This window comes from Polynucleobacter antarcticus (assembly GCF_013307245.1).
GTDB classification, from domain to species: Bacteria; Pseudomonadota; Gammaproteobacteria; order Burkholderiales; family Burkholderiaceae; genus Polynucleobacter; species Polynucleobacter antarcticus.
On record NZ_CP028941.1, the window covers coordinates 908,958 to 926,938 of the forward strand.

Here is a 17,981-nt window from a genome sequence, read left to right on the forward strand (position 1 = left end):
TAGATAAAATAGCCGCCGTGAAGACAACTATTAAAAACGCTTATTTTCGATTTAATAAGCTTCTGGAAACTATGGAGCAGGGTCCGTCATTCCCTAAGCTAGATGATATTGAGCGCAAGTTACTCAATTCGATTGCCGAGGCATCTTTAGACGGAAAACCATTTTTAATTTCAGATGTGATCTTTGCAAATAGTATTGGCTCACCTGCAACCCTAAGCCGTAGATTGACAAACCTAGTCAATAAAGAGCTGATTGTATATTCATCGGATGGCGATAATAGAAAAAAGTTTCTTGAACTTACGCCTAAATCAAAAAAATATTTTGCCAAGCTAGATGAGCTCATTAATGCAGCGAGCGCAAAGAAGACACGTTAATACTGTTTAGACTAGCAAAACTAAATCCATCATTTTCGCGTTCTTAGCGATGTCAAGCTTTACCCCTTCCAAACTTTCTCAGCATACTAGGCCATTTTTTAGCCTTTGATGCGCTATCTCTGAGTAGCTTCAAGTTTAGGCTTAAATCACCCTATATTTGTCAGGACCTAAAGCACTTGAGATCGTAATAATTTATGATCGAAAGTCATTTTGTTTTTGTGCTCAATTCCCTAGGGTCTAGTGTGGTCAGAATTATTGAGCATTTACTATTGTGTAAATAAGTAGACATCAATATCACAGGGCGACGTTATGAAGCGAATACAACTATTTTTACAATATGGTCTTTTTGTCTGTACTTTTTTATTCTGTTCTTGGGCGCTTGCACAGCCAGGCTCAAAGTCTGTTCAAACGGATACCGCTGAGCGGTATAAGTTGTCGGCTGGCAGTGCAGATGGAATAGGCAAGAGTTATATGGGTCGAGAGATTGCCCGAGTGATGGGCTATCAAGCAGCATCGTGGTTAGAGCGTAGTGAGCGCGAACAAGAAGAGCGTACTGATTTACTTCTGAAGGTGCTTGCCCTTAAGCCTGGCATGGTCGTAGCAGATGTTGGGGCTGGAACTGGATATTTATCACGTCGCATGGCGCGAGCAGTTGCCCCTACTGGGCGAGTGTTTGCCTTAGATATTCAGCCAGAAATGATATCCATCCTAAAGCGCATGTCTAGCGATGCTAATTTTACTAATATCGATGCCAGGCTGGGTTCAGAGCAGGACGTGAAATTACCAGCTTCTAGTATTGATCTGGCAATCATGGTCGATGTGTATCACGAACTCGCCTTTCCACACGAAGTGCTGGCAAGTATCGTAAGAGCACTGAAGCCAGGTGGGCAGCTTGTCTTCGTTGAATATAAGGCAGAAGATCCTAATGTCCCTATTAAGTATCTACATAAGATGAGTGAATCCCAAATTAAATTAGAAGCAGCACGTCACCCACTGATATGGGAGAAAACTGTTGCTACATTACCCTGGCAACACGTGGTCATTTTTAGGGCTGGCAAGCAAGCTGATCGTAACTAAACCATAATTCAACCTTAATTTATCCAACTGTTATTAGAAACACGATCCATGACTACCTTGCCGCTAAATTTACTTCGAGAGCTTAGAACCGATCATGCAGGGGAGACCGGTGCCGTGATGATCTATCGAGGTGTTTTAGCTATCTCGCGTGATGCAGATGTGCGTAAATTTGCTATTCATCATCTTGAGACTGAACTTCGCCACTTGACCTTAATGGAGGAGGTAGTTTCTACTCGCTGGAGAAGTCGACTTTTGCCATTATGGAAAATGGCGGGTTGGTTAACTGGTGCAGTACCCGCTTTGTTTGGTTCCCGTTCAGTGTATGCAACCATACAGGCTGTCGAGACCTTTGTAGATCAACACTATGCTTTGCAAGTGGATATGATCGATGCGCTATTAGCAGATACTGATAACCAGAATACGCATCGACAAGTAACGGCCCAAGAAAAGACTCCACTACAAAATTTACGAGCCTTGTTGGTCGAATGTCAAATGGATGAAGTAGAGCATCGGGAAGATGCACGTGCAAGGTGGAGTGGTCAAGCCAATGTCTTTTTAAGGATTTGGGTTTACCTTGTAGGCAATGGCTCTAAAAAAGCGGTGGGTGTTTGTCGATACGTATAGATAGCAGCCCCAATCTTGAATTGACTCTGCAACGAGATCAATTATTTTCGGCTAGCGCTAGCAACATACTCTGACAATATTTTTATCTGGTCAGGTGTCAGGTTTGGGTAAGCGGGCATTTGACCGATACCGTTTTTAATAGCATTCATAACTCGGGCTGCGTCTGGTTGAAGGTCATTCATAGAGGGCCCAACAGCACCGACCGCTCCAGCTGCTTCAAGCGTATGGCATATTGCGCAGGCTGGTACAGCAGCTTTTAAGAATAGATTTTTACCCTGTTCATCGTTTGCCGAGGCCACCGAAGAAAAAATTGCACAAGACATAAGCACAATGCCACCAATGATCCTAAAAAAACAAATCGGGTTTTTCAGGGATGTTCTTAATCTACTTTTTACCACTTTTTAAGCCACATTAATTCTAACTGAGTGATAAATCCAGCTACTATTTAAATATCCTGCAGCATTTTCTGTCGATAAAGCAACTTGCTGAACACCAGATTTAGTGGTAACTCGAGTTGAAACAAGATATTGACCAGCCTTTAAATTCATTGACAATACAAATTGACGCCAAGCATATTTACCTAAATCAGGGCCGACTAATCTAGCAGGTTGCCAATTTGCGCCGCCATCAAGTGAAACGTCTACTTTGGCAACTTCTTCCAGTGCACCGAGAGCTACACCCTTGATTTGAACTTGACCGGCCTTAATAGGGCCACTATCAGGTGAAGGTGAGGTTATCCATGATTTTGCATCCATCGTCCAAACGGCGGGTTGAGTCGGGTCACCTTTTTGTCCAATAGGTGACATTCGGTATCCCGTCTTCTGAATAGCAGCTTGTGTCTGATCTTTTGTAAACGCTAAACGCTTGATATATTTGATGTTGTTTACACCGCTGTAGCCAGGAACAATTAATCGTAAAGGGCCGCCATGCGCTAAAGGCATTGGCTCACCATTCATCTCCCAAGCCAGCAAGGCATCTTGCATAGCTGCTAAGGGAACGGAGCGTTCAACCACAACAGCAAGTGGATCAATACCAGCAGGAAGCTTTTCACCACCCGTGCCTGTCATGTAAATCATGCCAGTAGAAACGCCACCTAAAGCTTTGATTACATCGCGAACAGCAACACCTGTCCACATGACACAGCCTGCAGCGCCGGTTTGCCATTTTGTGCCACTAGGATTGCCTGGAAATAGCCCGCGACCATTACCAGAGCATTGCAACACCGCTGCCATAGTCTCAAAACCCATCTGCTTAAGATCTGCAACAGAAAAGGTCTCTGGTTTACTCACACCTTCGATGCTGAGCTTCCAAGCATTCACATCACCGATATCAGCCGCTGTTGGGGCGGGTAAATTATTACGGATAAACAGACGATCGCTCGGCGTAATGATGCTAGAGCCAATTGCGGAACGCTTGGTTTCAATCGTCGTCGGAGTATGGATGATCATGCTGTCAGAATTTTTCCAACTGACGTAACTTGGTAGGGGTTTTGCTGTGGATGCAGACGATGCTACTTGCTGCGCAGAGGCCGTCGCAGGCCTTAATGCTGCAGTAGCTATTAAACCGGCAGTGGCACCGAGCATATTTCGGCGTGTAATTTGGATTGGTTTTTTCATGACGGCCCTGTGATTTATTAAGTAAAAACGTTTCTAAGTATTAATAAAAAAACTGTTTATGTTGGGTAAAAATAAGCTCATAAGGATGTTAATAAAACTATAAAGGATTTAATGATTACATGTCCGATGGCCTGCTAAATAGGGTTATTTTTTATTACAAAATTGCTGCACTGCAACTATCTTTAATCACATCTTTATCCAAATGGTTTTCGAAACATCGTATTCTTGAAAGATGAGGTAATTTTTAACTATTAAGTATTTCCACGACAATTTAAAGGAGAACGATTTGATTTATTCTGCACCAGGCGCTCGAGGCGCTAAAGTGGTCTACAAAGCGCAATATGAAAACTTTATTGGCGGTAAGTGGGTTTCTCCTATTAAAGGCCAATATTTTGATGTTGTTACACCAATTAGTGGCAAGGTCTATACAAAAGTAGCTCGCTCAAGTTCAGAAGATATTGAGTTAGCTTTAGACGCCGCCCATAGTGCCGCAGAATCATGGGGAAAAACTTCACCTACCGAACGCTCAAACACTTTACTTAAAATTGCGGATTGTATTGAAGCGAATTTAGAAATGCTTGCTTATGCGGAAACGGTCGATAACGGAAAAGCAATTCGTGAAACACTTAACGCAGACATTCCGCTAACGATCGATCATTTTCGGTATTTTGCTGGCTGTATTCGTGCTCAAGAGGGCGGAATATCTCAAATTGACGAAGATAACGTTGCCTATCATTTCCAAGAGCCCCTTGGCGTTGTGGGGCAAATCATTCCTTGGAATTTTCCTATCCTCATGGCCGCTTGGAAGCTTGCGCCAGCATTAGCAGCAGGCAACTGTGTCGTTCTTAAGCCCGCTGAGTCCACTCCAGTGTCTATCTTACTAATGGCAGAGCTGATCGCTGATTTATTGCCGCCTGGTGTATTAAATATTGTTAATGGCTATGGACGTGAAGCAGGAATGCCTTTGGCAACGAGTAAGCGGATTGCTAAGATTGCTTTTACAGGATCTACCTCTACAGGTCGTGTAATTGCACAAGCTGCCGCAAACAATCTGATTCCGGCAACTTTAGAACTGGGTGGTAAGTCTCCTAATATTTTCTTTGCTGATGTCATGGATAAAGACGATGCCTTTTTGGATAAAGCAATTGAAGGGTTAGTACTTTTTGCTTTCAATCAAGGGGAGGTCTGCACATGCCCATCCCGCGCATTGATTCAAGAAAGTATTTATGAAAAGTTTATGGAAAAAGTGCTTAAGCGTGTCGCCGCTATTAAGCACATAAACCCTTTGGATACTGACAGCATGATGGGTGCCCAAGCATCTAAAGAGCAATTAACAAAAATTCTTTCCTATTTGGATATTGGTAAGCAAGAAGGTGCTGAGCTGTTAGCTGGTGGTTCTCAAGCTCATCTTGGCGGCGACTTAAACGAAGGCTACTATGTTCAGCCCACAATATTTAAAGGCCATAACAAAATGCGCATTTTCCAAGAAGAAATTTTTGGCCCTGTGCTAGCAGTAACCACCTTTAAAGATGAGGCCGAAGCATTGGCTATTGCAAATGACACTCTTTATGGCTTGGGTGCTGGAGTTTGGAGTCGTAATGGCAATGTAGCTTATCGAATGGGTCGTGCTATCAAAGCTGGTCGAGTTTGGACTAACTGCTTTCATGCCTACCCAGCGCATGCTGCATTTGGTGGTTACAAGGAATCTGGCATTGGACGTGAAAATCATAAAATGATGCTCGCTCATTATCAAAATACCAAAAACTTGTTAGTGAGCTACAGCGAAAATAAACTAGGATTCTTTTGATAAGGTAATATAAAAGTACGAAAGGGATAGGGCGGATTAGTCCGCCCTTTTCTGTTTCTATACTGAATAGGATTTACGATGGTTGATAGAGTGATTGCAACGGAAGCAGCATTGGAGTTAATTAAACAACTTCAAACAGAGCATGGGGAAATCATGTTTCACCAGTCCGGTGGATGCTGCGACAACAGTGCAGCCAATTGCTATTTACCTACAGACCTCACTATTGGTGCATACGATGTCAAATTAGGTGAAATAGGCGGCGTCCCTTTTTATATTGGCAAATCACAGTACGAGTATTGGAAACACACACAGCTTATTCTTGATGTAATTGAAGGAAATGGCGGTACATTTTCTCTTGAGGGAGCTACAGGAAAGGCTTTCCATACCCGCTCAAGACTTTTTACCGATGCTGAATGGGCGACCATTGAGTCACAGGTTGCTTTAGATTTACTCTAAAAACCCATTTTTTCTTGAGCAAGTCTTTAGCTAAATAGCTATACGGTGCTCATTCAAAGTAGTCCTATTGATCTTCAGTCTAATTCCTAGTTCGCCAGAATCCAATGAGACGGGTAGTTTTCTAAGGCCAATTTCCATAGATTCAATTGCAACATATTTTGCACAACATTGAACAATTTTTGTTATCAGTCGCTCTTGAGTTTCGTAATGACATTCTTCTGCCAGAAGATGAATCTCACTGATCAGCGGATCATAATCGAAGACATGCTCCATTTTATCTTCACCAATCAGAATGTATTTCGCGTCAATCCACAGCGTAAGGTCTAAAAGATGTTTTTTAGGTATGGTCGCATTTGGCGCATAGCTGCCGATGTGAGTTTGGAGTTCAAGATCTCTTAATTCAATGCACGCAATCTGATTCATGCTATTCCTATAGATTAAATAGTGTATGGATATTTCTGTACTATTTTAGTATTTCTTGAGCCACTTGATAAGTTAGACTCGGAATGCAACCTGTCTTGACCCTATATAGATTCTTATTTTCAAGGCATTTCACCTCAAGCGCAGAAAATGCGAGAGAGTGTAACAATGATGTGGTGCATCGAATTCATTCCATTAACGCGTTTATATGAAAGCTTCCAATGGCCTTACTGCGTGCTGAAAGCCTTGGACGGAGAGTGTCGGCTGAACGCTGGCTTTTTCGTAATCTTGATATCTCTTTGGATGCTGGAGAGCAGCTTGCCCTCCAAGGCGCCTCTGGGGTTGGTAAATCTACCTTACTCAATTTACTAGCAGGTCTAGATCAACCCGACGAGGGGAGCTTACTTCTCGAAGGTAAGGATATTGCCTTTTTAAGCGCACAAGAGCAATTGGTGCTGCGTCGTACTGTTTTTGGTTTTGTCTTTCAGGCTTTTCATTTAATGCCTCACTTAAATGTCATACAAAATGTGATGGTACCTTGCCTAATTGCCGGTTTACCACTTGAACAAGCGAAGCATCGCTCTGAGGCTTTGCTAGCAGAGTTAGGTCTTGCCAATAGTTATGAACTATTTCCTGCGGTATTGTCGGGTGGAGAGCAACAACGGGTTGCTTTGGCGCGTGCTTTAGTTCATCAGCCTAAGATAGTACTTGCTGATGAGCCCACAGGAAATTTAGATCCTGTGACTGCAGAGCTTGCATTAAATGTCTTATGCCGTAGCTGTCGTGAGCATCATGTGGCTTTAATCATGGTTACCCACTCAGATAAAGCGGCAGCTCAACTTGATCGCCGCTTTCATTTAACAAGTTAATGCTTTTTTATTGGTTGATTTCTTCTGCTTTTAAGGCGCAATTAGGGCGCTGGTTCATTGCGGGCCTAACAGTTGCCTTAGGGGTATCGCTTGCAGTAGCAATACACACTGTAAATCGATCTGCGCTGAGTGAATTTAGTCGCGCATTAGACCTGATTAACGGTCAAGCATCGGCACAAATAATTATGCCTGCCGGGGAATTCTCAGACAGATTATTTGATGAAATTGCCTTACGTCGAACCGACCTAGGTATTAGAGCAATAAGTCCTGTTTTAGAGCGCAACACTCCATTAGTGCGTATCTTGGGTATTGATATCTTTCGTGCGGGCTCGGTAACACCTTCTCTCATACCCTCTCTTACAGCAGAAAATCAACAGCAATTGTTTTCCGATAAGGCTATTTTTCTATCTGCTGCGGCTATGCAAAAATTGCAAGTTTCTATTGGCGATGTATTGCCAATAGAATATCAGGAAAAGATTTTGCAACTTCAGGTTGCCGGGACGGTACCAGGAGCTACGGGTCAAAATATTGCTGTGATGGATCTAGGAGCACTGCAGTGGCGTTTAGATGGCCTTGGAAAAATTAGCCGAATGGATATCCAGCTGATGGATGGGCATAGTTTTGAAGAGGTTTCAGCCGCACTAAAAACATTGGATTTAGGTCTCACTCTCATTAGCGCTCAAAATCGTGATCGGCGTACCTCAAACTTATCTCGCGCATATCGCGTTAACTTAACGGTCTTAGCTTTTGTTGCTCTATTTACAGGTGCCTTTTTAGTATTCACTACGATTAGTTTTTCAGTATTACGTCAGCAATCGCAATTGGCATTGCTTCATATTTTAGGAGCAAGTCGTACTTGGATATTTTTACTTGTCCTAGCGCAAGCGACTGTGATCGCTGCTTTGGGTGGACTCTTGGGAATCGGAGTTGGTTTAGCCCTAGCTAAGCTTTTATTGAATATGGTTGGGGGTGACTTAGGGGCAGGGTATTTCTCAGGGGTGGTGCCACCCCTAGAGATCGATCCGCTCACATTATTAGGTTTTTGGATGCTTTCGCTACTAGTAGGACTAGTAGCGGGTTATTTTCCTGCAAAAGTAGCTACCTCGGGACATCCCGTTACACAGCTCCGAGCGGGATCCATAGAGCGGATATTAAAACCCGTAAGCCACTATCGCTTAGCGTCTATCTTTGGTCTTTGCAGCCTTGTTTTAGCATTTATGCCTGCCATTAATGATCTTCCTATTGCTGCTTACATTTCCATTGCCTTTTTATTGTTTGCTGGATTAGCTTTGACTCCATGGCTTGTCAGGCATTGTTTTTCTCTAATGGCACGCATTTTGGCAAAGAGACAAAGCGTATCTCCTGCCTTTACTTTCGCGATTTGGCGCTTGTCACAAGCGCCCGCTAGTGCTGCAGGATTAATTGCCGGAGTAATCGCTGCGTTAGCGCTGACTGTTGCCATGGTGGTGATGGTAGCGAGCTTTCGTGATTCTATGACTGCTTGGCTTGATCAAGTGTTGCCTGCAGATTTATATGCCAACTTTAATGACTTGAAAATAAGTGATGAACTTTCTAAAGATCAAAGCCTGTTGTTCAATCTTCAGTCTATGCCGGGTATAGAGCGATACGAATTTAATCAGCAGAAAAAAGTGTTGTTTCAATCAGATCGGCCAGAAGTGACGCTCATTGCACGCCCCATTCCCAGCGGTAGAGAAGCGCAAGCCCTTCCTTTACTGGGATCGGTTACTAAGCAGAGCAATAATTCAGTCTTGTCTGAAGTACTTCCTGAGGTGTATGTCTCCGAAGCAATGACTGATCTGTATGGTTGGCAGCCCGGTGAAGTCCGATTGCTTCCTGCATTGAATGACAATAAGGCACCCCACAAAGTATGGGTAGCTGGTATTTTTCGGGACTATGGTCGTCAGCATGGTGCCGTGGCGATCGACCTTTCCTCGTATCAACAATTAAGTCAAGACTATCGCTATACCGGCATTGCGATTTGGTTAAAAAAAGACGTTAACGCAGATACTATTGTTAATCAGCTGCGCACGAAAATACCCATTTTTGCAGATCAGCGGTTTACTAATCGAAGTGATCTACGGGCATTATCACTCACGATTTTTGACCGAAGTTTTGCGCTAACCTACGCCTTAGAAATTGCAGCTTTGCTAGTTGCTATTTTTGCTGTTGCAACTGGATTTGCAGGTCAAGCCTTGCTCCGTGAAAAAGAATATGCTTTGGCGTATCACTTAGGTCAATCTGTTCCTCAACGAACTCGCTGGATCAGTGCAGAATCGGGTATGTTATTGGCTCTGGCTGTATTTTGGGGAACAATCTTAGGCTTACTCATGAGCCAAATATTGATTCATCGGGTTAATCCACAGTCATTTCATTGGACGATGGAAACGAGTATTCCGTATTTCACACTTATAGCCTTGATGCTTGTCTTGGTTCTATCTGGCATGGCTGCTGCCATATGGGCATCTAGTCGAAGCTTAAATAGAGCGACATTGATCACATCCTTACGTGAGGAATGGTAATGAACTTTAGTCAACGTCGCTATTTATTAAAATGCATGTTGATGTCCTCTGCATTGCCGTTCTCGACTTTAGCGGAAGCATCTCCAGTGGTATATCCGCCAGTACTTCCAAGGCCCTTAAAATTTCCTAGAGATTTTGGTGCGCATCCCGAGTTTCGAACTGAATGGTGGTATCTCACCGGTTGGCTAGGAACGGGTGCCGATGCCATGGGATTTCAGATTACATTTTTTAGAAGTCGCACCCTACATTCGCCTGATAACCCTAGTCGCTTTGCACCTCATCAGTTGCTATTTGCGCATGCTGCTTTAGCGATTCCAGAAGAGGGTAAATTACGGCATGCTGATATAGCGGGGCGGTTTGGCACGGGTGGCGCCTCATTTGATACTACAGGCACAAAAATAAGTCTTTTGAATTGGACCCTCGAAAGAACGGGTGATGATCGTTATGTATTTTTTATTCCAACGGATACCTTTACGATTCAATTGGAGGCAGTCGCCAAACAAGCTCCCGTCTTACGAGGCAATGCTGGAGTGTCTGCAAAAGGTCCAAAATCTGACCTTGCTAGTTTTTACTACAGTCGACCTCAGTTAAGTGTATCCGCGCAGATAGAAATTAAAAATAAGTCACCAGCAATAAAGCAAGTCACTCGCATTAATCGCACTGGTACTGCATGGTTTGATCATGAGTGGTCAAGTAGTTTATTGATGTCTAAGGCTGTGGGCTGGGATTGGATTGGAATTAATTTACTTGATGGTGGAAGCATTATGGCTTTTCGGATTCGCGATCAATTAGGAAATTCCTTATTTAGTGAGTGGGATCAGCGTGACAAGCTTGGTCGTATTGTGAATCGACATCAGCAAGCCATTTGGGAGCCAGTTGGTCGCTGGAATTCTTCACGCTCACTGGCAAATTATCCTGAAGGATTTCTGATTCGGGTTGCTGGAGAGGAATATCTATTAAAGACGCTTATGAAAGACCAGGAAGTAGATGCACGTAAGAGTACGGGTGGGTTTTACTATGAGGGTGCTGTCGAAGTCTTTAAAGATCAACGGGTGGTTGGCCGCGGTTATTTAGAATTAACTGGGTATGACCAGGCTGTTAAATTATGATTAAGCCAACACAAGGCAATGTAGACAAAAATATCAAGGTGTTTACCAATTCACAAATAATTGATGGTCTAAAGCTTGAAATTAAGTCCTTGAAATCATTGAAATATTTTTACTAAATAGCGTATTGGGATGTAAGTCAAACCCTCTTAAATATCCACCATCATGGAAAATGATTGAGAGCTCACACTGATATGTGGCCCAGTAGCATAGAATGTCCTTATTAGGTATACGGGATTAAGAATGGAATTTACTACAGCGCTACTTTTAGCAACCTTCATTTTGTCAGTAGGCGCTCTATTTATTTTCATTTGGTCTATGTCCCAAGGCCTTTTCGGAGATGGCGGTACAGCCGCTCAGGAAATCTTTAATACCAATGAGATGGGATCAACGGATGATCCCTCTGGAACAAAGATACAGCAGGAGGGACTGCAAAGGGCAGTCGGCTTTACTGATTCCAGTAAACCAGAGTCCAATGATGAAATTGAAGCTCGAATAGAGGCTGACAAGTCTTCCTCATTAGTCGTTGGAATATGCCTAACCCTTTCGGTCATGTGGCTAGTCCTAGCCTCAATAGCGGGATTGATATCGTCAATTAAGCTCCATTCACCTGATTGGTTAGTCCAGTATGGCTGGTTAACCTTTGGCAGAATCAGACCAATACATCTGAATTTAGTAGCCTATGGCTGGTGCTCTTTATCGGGTATTGGGGTTGCCTTATGGCTCATTCCAAGATTACTTAAAACTAAATTAGTCGGTGCGAACTACGCGATTGTGGGCGGCGCCATTTGGAGTATTGGGGTATTTCTTGGCGCGGTTGCAATTGCTACGGGTAACTCAGCGGGTCTTGAGTGGCTAGAATTTCCATGGCAAATATCAATGTTGTTGGTCATAGCAGGCGGACTCGTTGGATTTCCTCTTTGGCTGACACTCTTAAAAAGAAAAGTAGACCATTTATATGTGTCCGTTTGGTACATCGCAGCAGGGTTGTTATGGTTTCCTGCCCTGTATTTGATTGCCAATATTCCAGGGCTTCATTTTGGCGTTCAGCAGGCTACGATGAACTGGTGGTTTGGTCATAATGTATTGGGCTTATGGTTTACCCCTCTGGCTTTAGCGGCTTCTTACTACTTCATTCCTAAAGTAATTGGTGAGCCCATCTATTCATATAATCTCTCACTCGTAGGATTTTGGTCGCTGGCTTTCTTCTATGCTCAAGTGGGAGGACATCACTTAATTGGTGGCCCAGTACCCACTTGGCTGATAACTATTTCAATAGTTCAAAGCGTTATGATGTTGATTCCCGTAATTGCTGTAGCGGTTAATCAGCATATGACGGTGATTAAAAACTTTAGAGCCCTGTATTACTCCCCGACCTTACGATTCATTGTGCTCGGAATGATTATGTATACAGCCGCATCAGTTCAGGGATCCATGGAAGCCTTGAGAAGTGTGAACGCTATTACCCATTTCACGCATTACACGGTTGCGCATGCCCATTTGGGCTTATATGCCTTCTATTCAATGGTGATGTTCGGAGCTATTTATTTCATCATGCCAAGAGTGATGAACTGGGAATGGCCTTATCCAAAATTAATCTCTCTTCATTTTTGGTTAGCATTGATTGGGTTTGCTACTTACTTCATCTTTTTATCAATCGGTGGCTGGCTACAGGGATTGGCTATGCTAGATGCCGCCAAACCATTTATGGAATCTGTTGCTATCACGCTGCCGTATCTTGAAGCGCGTTCAATCGGTGGTGGTCTCATGACTTTAGGCCATTTAGTATTTGGCTTTCACTTCTTTGCTATGGGATGGAAGCGAGGACCTACTAGATTAGGCGCCACTCTATTTGCAGACACTCCATTTCTGTTAAATCTACAGAAGAAATTTACTAAACATGTCTAAGAACTCTAGTTACTGGCAGATGGATGAGATCCGGATTGTTGCGGGTGCGATGGTTATTCTGGGATTTGCAACTGGATTACTGGTACTCGCACCGTACCTTTTGTTAAAAGATGTTGAGCCTCCAAAGGGGCTCAAGCCTTACACTGCTGAGCAACTTCTGGGCAGGGGGCAATATATTGCTAATGGTTGCATATATTGCCACTCTCAGCAGCCTCGAGATGCTTCCTTAGCGCCTGATGCTAAACGAGGATGGGGTAGAGCGCCAGTCGCTGGAGATTATGTTTATGACTCTCCACACCTAATGGGTACGATGAGAACCGGCCCCGATCTCTTTAATATCGGAGCAAGACAGCCCAGTAAAGATTGGCAATTAGGACATCTATACCAACCGAGAGCCTACACTCCTGGATCGATCATGCCTTCCTATCCGTATTTATTTGAAGTGAAAAAGGCTAGTGAAGTAAAGGAGGGCGATGAAGTAATCAATCTTCCCCCTGCATTTGCTAAAAAGGATGAGGTGGTTGTTGCAAAGCCCGAAGCGCTTCAACTAGTGAACTATTTATTGTCTTTAGACCATACGTATCCAGTGAAGACTCTAGAGTGATTTATTCATGAGTTCAAAAAATATTAATAAAAATCAACAGCGAGAAAGAGAGCTTTCTGAGCCTGATGAAAAGGTAAAGCCTTTACCGTGGTTCTTTTTGATGTTCTTAGGCGCTGTCGCAATGTGGGGCTCTTTTTATATTGTTAGCTCTCCTTCAGGAGGGGCGTCTTCTAATGGTGATAATCGAGCAATATCAAAGCCCCAAGAAAGTATTGCCATGACGCCAAGTGCTGATGGCCAGGCTATCTTTACCGGTAAATGTGCTGCCTGCCATCAAGCGAGTGGCTTAGGGGTGTCCGGGGTATTTCCACCTTTAGCCGGGGCAGAATGGGTCCTTGGAGATCCTAAAATCCTATCCAATATCTTGCTTCATGGTGTTGTTGGAGAGCTGAAGGTAAAAGATGTTATTTACAAAGGAGCGATGCCTGCTTTCAAAACCTTGAGTGATGATGAGATCGCTGCAGTACTGACCTTTATTCGCTCCCAATGGGGCAACTCCGCTAGTCCGATACCGACAGATGTAGTGAAAGCACAAAGAGAGCTCACAAAAGATAGGGAAGCATCTTACAACGGTGGTGATGAGCTCATAAAATAGTGATGAATTCAGTAAATCAAACAGCATCGTTGCTTAAAACTTTTGCAATATGCTGCCTTTTGATTGGTACTGCATCCCTAATTCTTTTTAAATCTACCTTGGGCGGCGAGGCTTTTACTACCGAATCATTGAGGAGAGCCGAAATTGCTCAGTCACCCAAAATGATTTCTACTTTTGAGGTGACAGATTTAAATAATCAAAAAAAGTATTTAAAAGATATCTTTCTTGAGGACAATAAATCTTATATTGTTGGATTTATTTATACCAATTGTGCAACCTATTGTGCTGCACAGTCCAGCAACTTTCAGCAGCTTCAACAAAAGATCGATTCTAGAGGCTTACATGATCGGGTTGGGCTACTTTCAATCAGCTTTGATCCTGATCATGACAGTCCAGAAAAAGTCCGTAGCTATGCCAAAAAATATCAGGCAGATGAGAAAATTTGGAAGTTCTCTATAGCGGGCAAGGATAATCTAAGAGCCCAATTATTTGATCAATTTGGGGTGATTGTCATACCTGCAGAACTTGGCGAATTTGAACATAATTCCGCATTACTATTAGTGGATAAGGGTGGCAGGATTATTAGAGTATTTGATGATAATCAGATCGATGAGGCACTCAATCAAGCAATCAGTCTATAAGTCTCTAGGAATGATGCAATTGCAAAAAAAACTGCCCATACTGATCTTATTACTTGCCATTAGCTTATCGATTCCGCCCTTAAGAGCTTACATTGAGCAAAGTATGGCTATTCATATGCTAGTACAGATGCCCCTGTTGCTACTCTCTGGGTATTTCGTGTACCCCAGCATTCAGGCTAGGTCAAGTAAATTTAAATCATTGGGTCATTACGATTTCTGGGGACTGACTAGTTTTTTTACATTCTTTCTCATTCTTACATTTTGGTCTTTACCTATTTCAATCGATTTGGCGATTATCAAAGTAGAAGTTGATTTTTTAAAAGTGCTCAGCTTATTTTTGGCGGGTGTACTCTTGAGATCGTCTCTATCTAGAGCCCCCTTTGTTTTGCCCTTATTCTTTTTTACTTACTTATTAGCGATGTTTATTTGGATGGGCATATATTTGCAATCCACTTCACAAAGAGTATGCAATGCTTACTCATTAGAAAGTCAAGTACGCACTGGTTATGGACTAATCATAATTTCAACTCTATTATTTACTGGATGGTTAGCGTATTTATATTTTTCTAATATGCGGGATAATTCAGTTAACCATAAACTTCATTAGTCTCATTTTCTAGCCCCTATTAATATCTCTGCGTAATGCCCCTGCGTAATTCTCCTAACCAAATATTAGACCTAGATGATCTGAGTCAACTAGAAAGTATTGTCTGTGACAAGCGAAGAGGGCAACGTTCACTCGCTAAAAAGTCTCGGCGTAATCGACATTACGAAAAGCAATTCATACGCAATACCTTATTACGAACACCGGTAGATAAGCCTCTAAATGAGTGAGTGAGTGAGTGAGTGAATGAGTGAATGAGTAAATTTAGTTATATTGACACTATAAAAACTTAAAAGAGGAAAAATATATGTTTAGTCACATTATGTTGGGTGCAAATGATTTAGAAATCTCACGGAATTTCTACGATGCGGCGCTAGGAGCCTTAGGAGTAAAGCCAGGAAGCTTTAGTCATGATAAGTACTTCTATCGTGGCCCGGGTGGAGTTTTTGCGATAACAAAACCGATTGATGGCGCCATAGCAACCCATGCTAACGGAGGAACTATCGGGTTTAGCGCTAAATCAATAGCGGATGTTGATGCGTTTCATGCTATTGGAGTGGCTCACGGTGGTAATTCTTGCGAGGGAGACCCAGGATATCGTGATGGTGTAGCCGGCACGATTTATATTGCTTGGCTCAGAGATCCTGCTGGTAACAAAATATGTGCAATGCACAGGCCTGCTAAATAGCTATTTGTTTGGCGACTTAAGATAAAAAATAACCCCTCTTTAAATACGAGATTTTAAGAGGGGTTGTAATAAAAACTGCAGGACGTCTAAATCAAAACTGCTAAAACCATGAAGCTGGTAGGAGGATTTACTCTAGAAGACCAGCGTTTACCAAGCCTTCCATTCCAGCAGGGTGGCGGCAATCAATATCTTCAAACTCATTCACATTATTGATTTCAGTACCCATAGCAATGTTCGTTACTTTTTCTAGGATTACTTCAACCACTACCGGTACACGGAACTCTAAAGCCATCTTCTGAGCCTGTACTAAGGCATCACGAATTTTCGCTGGATCAGTTACGCGCAGGGCTTTACAACCTAAGCCTTCAACGACTTTACCGTGGTCTACGCCATATCCCTTAAGGTTAGGGTCATCTACGTTAATGTTGTCAAAAGCCAGCTGGACACAGTAGTCCATTTCAAAACCACGCTGTGCCTGACGAATTAATCCCAGATAACTGTTATTGACTAACACCATCACAAGCGGTAGGTTGAACTGCGCACCAACGGCTAGCTCTTCAATTAAGAACTGGAAGTCATAGTCACCTGCCAGGCCAACCACCGTTTTAGTAGGATCTGAAGCGAGTACACCCAGGGCTGCAGGGATTGTCCAACCTAATGGACCAGCTTGTCCGCAGTTAATCCATTGGCGTGCGCCATAGACATGCAAGAACTGTGAGCCACCGATTTGGGATAAGCCAATATTGGATACATATACTGTATCGCGTCCAAATGCAGCATTCATTTCTTGATAAACACGTTGCGGTTTGATAGGCACATTGTCGTAGTCAGTTTTGCGATGCATTAATTGCTTACGCTCTTGACAACGGCTGACCCACTCACTGTAGTTGTTGAGCTTGCCCTGTGCTTTCCACTCTTTGGCAACTTCGATAAACAGTTCTAAGGCAGCTTTTGCATCAGAAACAATGCCGTAGTCTGGGTTGAAAACACGGCCAATTTGAGTTGGCTCGATATCTACGTGTACAAATTTTCGATCTTTGCAATATACCTCTGTGGAACCAGTATGACGATTGGCCCAGCGATTACCGATACCTAATACAAAATCACTTGCAAGCATGGTTGCATTACCGTAACGATGTGAGGTTTGCAGGCCAACCATTCCTGCCATCAAGGGATGGTCATCCGGTATTGTGCCCCAGCCCATCAAAGTAGGGATGACTGGAATACCAGTCAATTCAGCAAACTCTACCAATAACTTATCCGCATCCGCATTAATGATGCCGCCACCCGCCACAATTAAGGGCTTAGATGAGCTCATCAACATCCCAAATGCTTTTTCAATTTGCTTGCGACTCGCAGCAGGCTTATAAACTGGAAGTGGCTCGTACGTGTCGATATCAAATTCAATTTCAGCCATTTGTACGTCAATTGGCAAGTCAATTAATACTGGACCTGGACGACCCGAGCGCATTGTATGAAAAGCCTGCTGGAATACACGAGGTACCAAACCAGGTTCACGAACGGTTACGGACATTTTTGTCAGCGGCTTAGAGATACTCTCGATATCTACTGCCTGAAAATCTTCTTTATAGAGTCGAGCGCGGGGCGCCTGACCAGTAATGCACAAAATAGGAATAGAGTCAGCGCTCGCAGAGTACAAGCCGGTAATCATGTCAGTGCCGCCAGGACCAGAAGTACCAAGACAAACACCGATATTGCCAGCTTTGGCTCGGGTGTAACCCTCGGCCATATGTGATGCACCTTCAACGTGACGAGCCAAAATGTGAGTGATCGATTGACGCTCTCTCATTTGGGCATAAAGCGGATTAATCGCAGCGCCTGGAACGCCAAACGCCATTGTGACGCCTTCTTTTTCCATTACCAGTACCGCTGCCATTGCTGCTTTCATTTTCGCCATGATGTCTCCATTAAATTAAATAATGATGTGATTCTAGTGAATTCACCACAATGGGAACAGTGCTTATTCCCATATCAGCTATTCCATGTTGGAATATTTGAATAGATGCTGAGCATAGATTCTGAATACAGAGT

18 protein-coding genes are annotated in these 17,981 nt (G+C 43.2%); 14 read left to right on the plus strand and 4 right to left on the minus strand.

The annotated features are described in order from the left end of the window. The first annotated feature begins 17 nt into the window (after positions 1-17). The 3 genes from DCO16_RS04745 (at position 18) to DCO16_RS04755 (ending at position 2,075) form a co-directional block, all read left to right on the plus strand. Positions 18-374, plus strand: coding sequence for a winged helix DNA-binding protein (locus DCO16_RS04745; protein WP_173942584.1), 357 nt, complete (start codon positions 18-20; stop codon positions 372-374). 309 nt (positions 375-683) lie between these two features. Then, on the plus strand, positions 684-1,451 hold the full coding sequence (locus DCO16_RS04750; RefSeq protein ID WP_173942585.1) for a class I SAM-dependent methyltransferase: 768 nt from the start codon (positions 684-686) through the stop codon (positions 1,449-1,451). A 48-nt stretch (positions 1,452-1,499) separates the two neighbouring features. Then, entirely contained in the window at positions 1,500-2,075 is a 576-nt protein-coding gene (locus DCO16_RS04755; protein WP_173942586.1) for a demethoxyubiquinone hydroxylase family protein, read from the plus strand. Positions 2,076-2,116: 41 nt separating this feature from the next. On the opposite strand, the gene sorU is transcribed toward DCO16_RS04755, so the two are convergent. After that, entirely contained in the window at positions 2,117-2,398 is a 282-nt protein-coding gene (sorU, locus tag DCO16_RS04760; RefSeq protein ID WP_173942587.1) for a SorU family sulfite dehydrogenase c-type cytochrome subunit, read from the minus strand. 78 nt (positions 2,399-2,476) lie between these two features. Then, positions 2,477-3,691, minus strand: coding sequence for a SorT family sulfite dehydrogenase catalytic subunit (gene sorT / locus DCO16_RS04765; protein ID WP_173942588.1), 1,215 nt, complete (start codon positions 3,689-3,691; stop codon positions 2,477-2,479). A 286-nt stretch (positions 3,692-3,977) separates the two neighbouring features. Between sorT and exaC the strand changes: the two genes are divergently transcribed. Both exaC and DCO16_RS04775 read left to right on the plus strand, forming a co-directional pair. Then, positions 3,978-5,498, plus strand: a complete 1,521-nt coding sequence (gene exaC, locus DCO16_RS04770) for an acetaldehyde dehydrogenase ExaC (RefSeq protein ID WP_173942589.1) — start codon at positions 3,978-3,980, stop codon at positions 5,496-5,498. A 78-nt stretch (positions 5,499-5,576) separates the two neighbouring features. Then, positions 5,577-5,954, plus strand: a complete 378-nt coding sequence (locus tag DCO16_RS04775; RefSeq protein ID WP_173942590.1) for a DUF779 domain-containing protein — start codon at positions 5,577-5,579, stop codon at positions 5,952-5,954. A 30-nt stretch (positions 5,955-5,984) separates the two neighbouring features. On the opposite strand, the gene DCO16_RS04780 is transcribed toward DCO16_RS04775, so the two are convergent. After that, positions 5,985-6,377 (minus strand): dihydroneopterin aldolase, encoded by a 393-nt coding sequence (locus DCO16_RS04780; protein ID WP_173942591.1) that lies wholly within the window; start codon positions 6,375-6,377, stop codon positions 5,985-5,987. Between the two features lie 218 nt (positions 6,378-6,595). Between DCO16_RS04780 and DCO16_RS04785 the strand changes: the two genes are divergently transcribed. From DCO16_RS04785 to DCO16_RS04825, 9 genes are all read left to right on the plus strand, one after another. Then, a complete protein-coding gene (locus DCO16_RS04785) occupies positions 6,596-7,243 on the plus strand; it encodes an ABC transporter ATP-binding protein (RefSeq protein ID WP_173942592.1) in 648 nt (215 codons plus the stop codon). Next, positions 7,243-9,783: an ABC transporter permease gene (locus tag DCO16_RS04790; protein ID WP_173942593.1), complete on the plus strand. Its 2,541-nt coding sequence runs from the start codon at positions 7,243-7,245 to the stop codon at positions 9,781-9,783. Before DCO16_RS04785 ends, DCO16_RS04790 begins: the two co-directional genes overlap by 1 nt. Further along, positions 9,783-10,892: a lipocalin-like domain-containing protein gene (locus DCO16_RS04795; protein ID WP_173942594.1), complete on the plus strand. Its 1,110-nt coding sequence runs from the start codon at positions 9,783-9,785 to the stop codon at positions 10,890-10,892. The genes DCO16_RS04790 and DCO16_RS04795 overlap by 1 nt, the downstream gene beginning before the upstream one ends. Before the next feature lie 240 nt (positions 10,893-11,132). Next, the gene (locus tag DCO16_RS04800) at positions 11,133-12,797 is read left to right on the plus strand and encodes a cbb3-type cytochrome c oxidase subunit I (RefSeq protein WP_173942595.1); all 1,665 of its coding nucleotides are present in this window, start codon (positions 11,133-11,135) and stop codon (positions 12,795-12,797) included. Further along, positions 12,790-13,401 (plus strand): cbb3-type cytochrome c oxidase subunit II, encoded by a 612-nt coding sequence (locus DCO16_RS04805; RefSeq protein WP_173942596.1) that lies wholly within the window; start codon positions 12,790-12,792, stop codon positions 13,399-13,401. The genes DCO16_RS04800 and DCO16_RS04805 overlap by 8 nt, the downstream gene beginning before the upstream one ends. 7 nt (positions 13,402-13,408) lie before the next feature. Beyond that, positions 13,409-13,996, plus strand: a complete 588-nt coding sequence (locus DCO16_RS04810; RefSeq protein WP_173942597.1) for a c-type cytochrome — start codon at positions 13,409-13,411, stop codon at positions 13,994-13,996. A 161-nt stretch (positions 13,997-14,157) separates the two neighbouring features. Further along, on the plus strand, positions 14,158-14,637 hold the full coding sequence (locus DCO16_RS04815; protein ID WP_173942598.1) for an SCO family protein: 480 nt from the start codon (positions 14,158-14,160) through the stop codon (positions 14,635-14,637). Between the two features lie 642 nt (positions 14,638-15,279). Continuing rightward, the gene (locus tag DCO16_RS04820) at positions 15,280-15,471 is read left to right on the plus strand and encodes a hypothetical protein (protein ID WP_173942599.1); all 192 of its coding nucleotides are present in this window, start codon (positions 15,280-15,282) and stop codon (positions 15,469-15,471) included. Positions 15,472-15,548: 77 nt separating this feature from the next. After that, a complete protein-coding gene (locus DCO16_RS04825) occupies positions 15,549-15,929 on the plus strand; it encodes a VOC family protein (RefSeq protein ID WP_173942600.1) in 381 nt (126 codons plus the stop codon). 127 nt (positions 15,930-16,056) lie between these two features. On the opposite strand, the gene gcl is transcribed toward DCO16_RS04825, so the two are convergent. Next, entirely contained in the window at positions 16,057-17,847 is a 1,791-nt protein-coding gene (gcl, locus tag DCO16_RS04830; RefSeq protein ID WP_173942601.1) for a glyoxylate carboligase, read from the minus strand. Positions 17,848-17,981 lie beyond the last annotated feature (134 nt).

Excerpts from the sequence above, each read along its gene's own strand:
- DCO16_RS04750 (WP_173942585.1), top strand. The coding sequence starts at position 684 with ATGAAGCGAATACAACTATTTTTACAATATGGTCTTTTTGTCTGTACT.
- DCO16_RS04755 (WP_173942586.1), top strand. The coding sequence starts at position 1,500 with ATGACTACCTTGCCGCTAAATTTACTTCGAGAGCTTAGAACCGATCAT.
- sorU (WP_173942587.1), bottom strand. The coding sequence starts at position 2,398 with ATGTCTTGTGCAATTTTTTCTTCGGTGGCCTCGGCAAACGATGAACAG.
- sorT (WP_173942588.1), bottom strand. The coding sequence starts at position 3,691 with ATGAAAAAACCAATCCAAATTACACGCCGAAATATGCTCGGTGCCACT.
- DCO16_RS04775 (WP_173942590.1), top strand. The coding sequence starts at position 5,577 with ATGGTTGATAGAGTGATTGCAACGGAAGCAGCATTGGAGTTAATTAAA.
- DCO16_RS04780 (WP_173942591.1), bottom strand. The coding sequence starts at position 6,377 with ATGAATCAGATTGCGTGCATTGAATTAAGAGATCTTGAACTCCAAACT.
- DCO16_RS04785 (WP_173942592.1), top strand. The coding sequence starts at position 6,596 with ATGGCCTTACTGCGTGCTGAAAGCCTTGGACGGAGAGTGTCGGCTGAA.
- DCO16_RS04790 (WP_173942593.1), top strand. The coding sequence starts at position 7,243 with ATGCTTTTTTATTGGTTGATTTCTTCTGCTTTTAAGGCGCAATTAGGG.
- DCO16_RS04795 (WP_173942594.1), top strand. The coding sequence starts at position 9,783 with ATGAACTTTAGTCAACGTCGCTATTTATTAAAATGCATGTTGATGTCC.
- DCO16_RS04800 (WP_173942595.1), top strand. The coding sequence starts at position 11,133 with ATGGAATTTACTACAGCGCTACTTTTAGCAACCTTCATTTTGTCAGTA.
- DCO16_RS04805 (WP_173942596.1), top strand. The coding sequence starts at position 12,790 with ATGTCTAAGAACTCTAGTTACTGGCAGATGGATGAGATCCGGATTGTT.
- DCO16_RS04810 (WP_173942597.1), top strand. The coding sequence starts at position 13,409 with ATGAGTTCAAAAAATATTAATAAAAATCAACAGCGAGAAAGAGAGCTT.
- DCO16_RS04815 (WP_173942598.1), top strand. The coding sequence starts at position 14,158 with ATGATTTCTACTTTTGAGGTGACAGATTTAAATAATCAAAAAAAGTAT.
- DCO16_RS04820 (WP_173942599.1), top strand. The coding sequence starts at position 15,280 with ATGCCCCTGCGTAATTCTCCTAACCAAATATTAGACCTAGATGATCTG.
- DCO16_RS04825 (WP_173942600.1), top strand. The coding sequence starts at position 15,549 with ATGTTTAGTCACATTATGTTGGGTGCAAATGATTTAGAAATCTCACGG.
- gcl (WP_173942601.1), bottom strand. The coding sequence starts at position 17,847 with ATGGCGAAAATGAAAGCAGCAATGGCAGCGGTACTGGTAATGGAAAAA.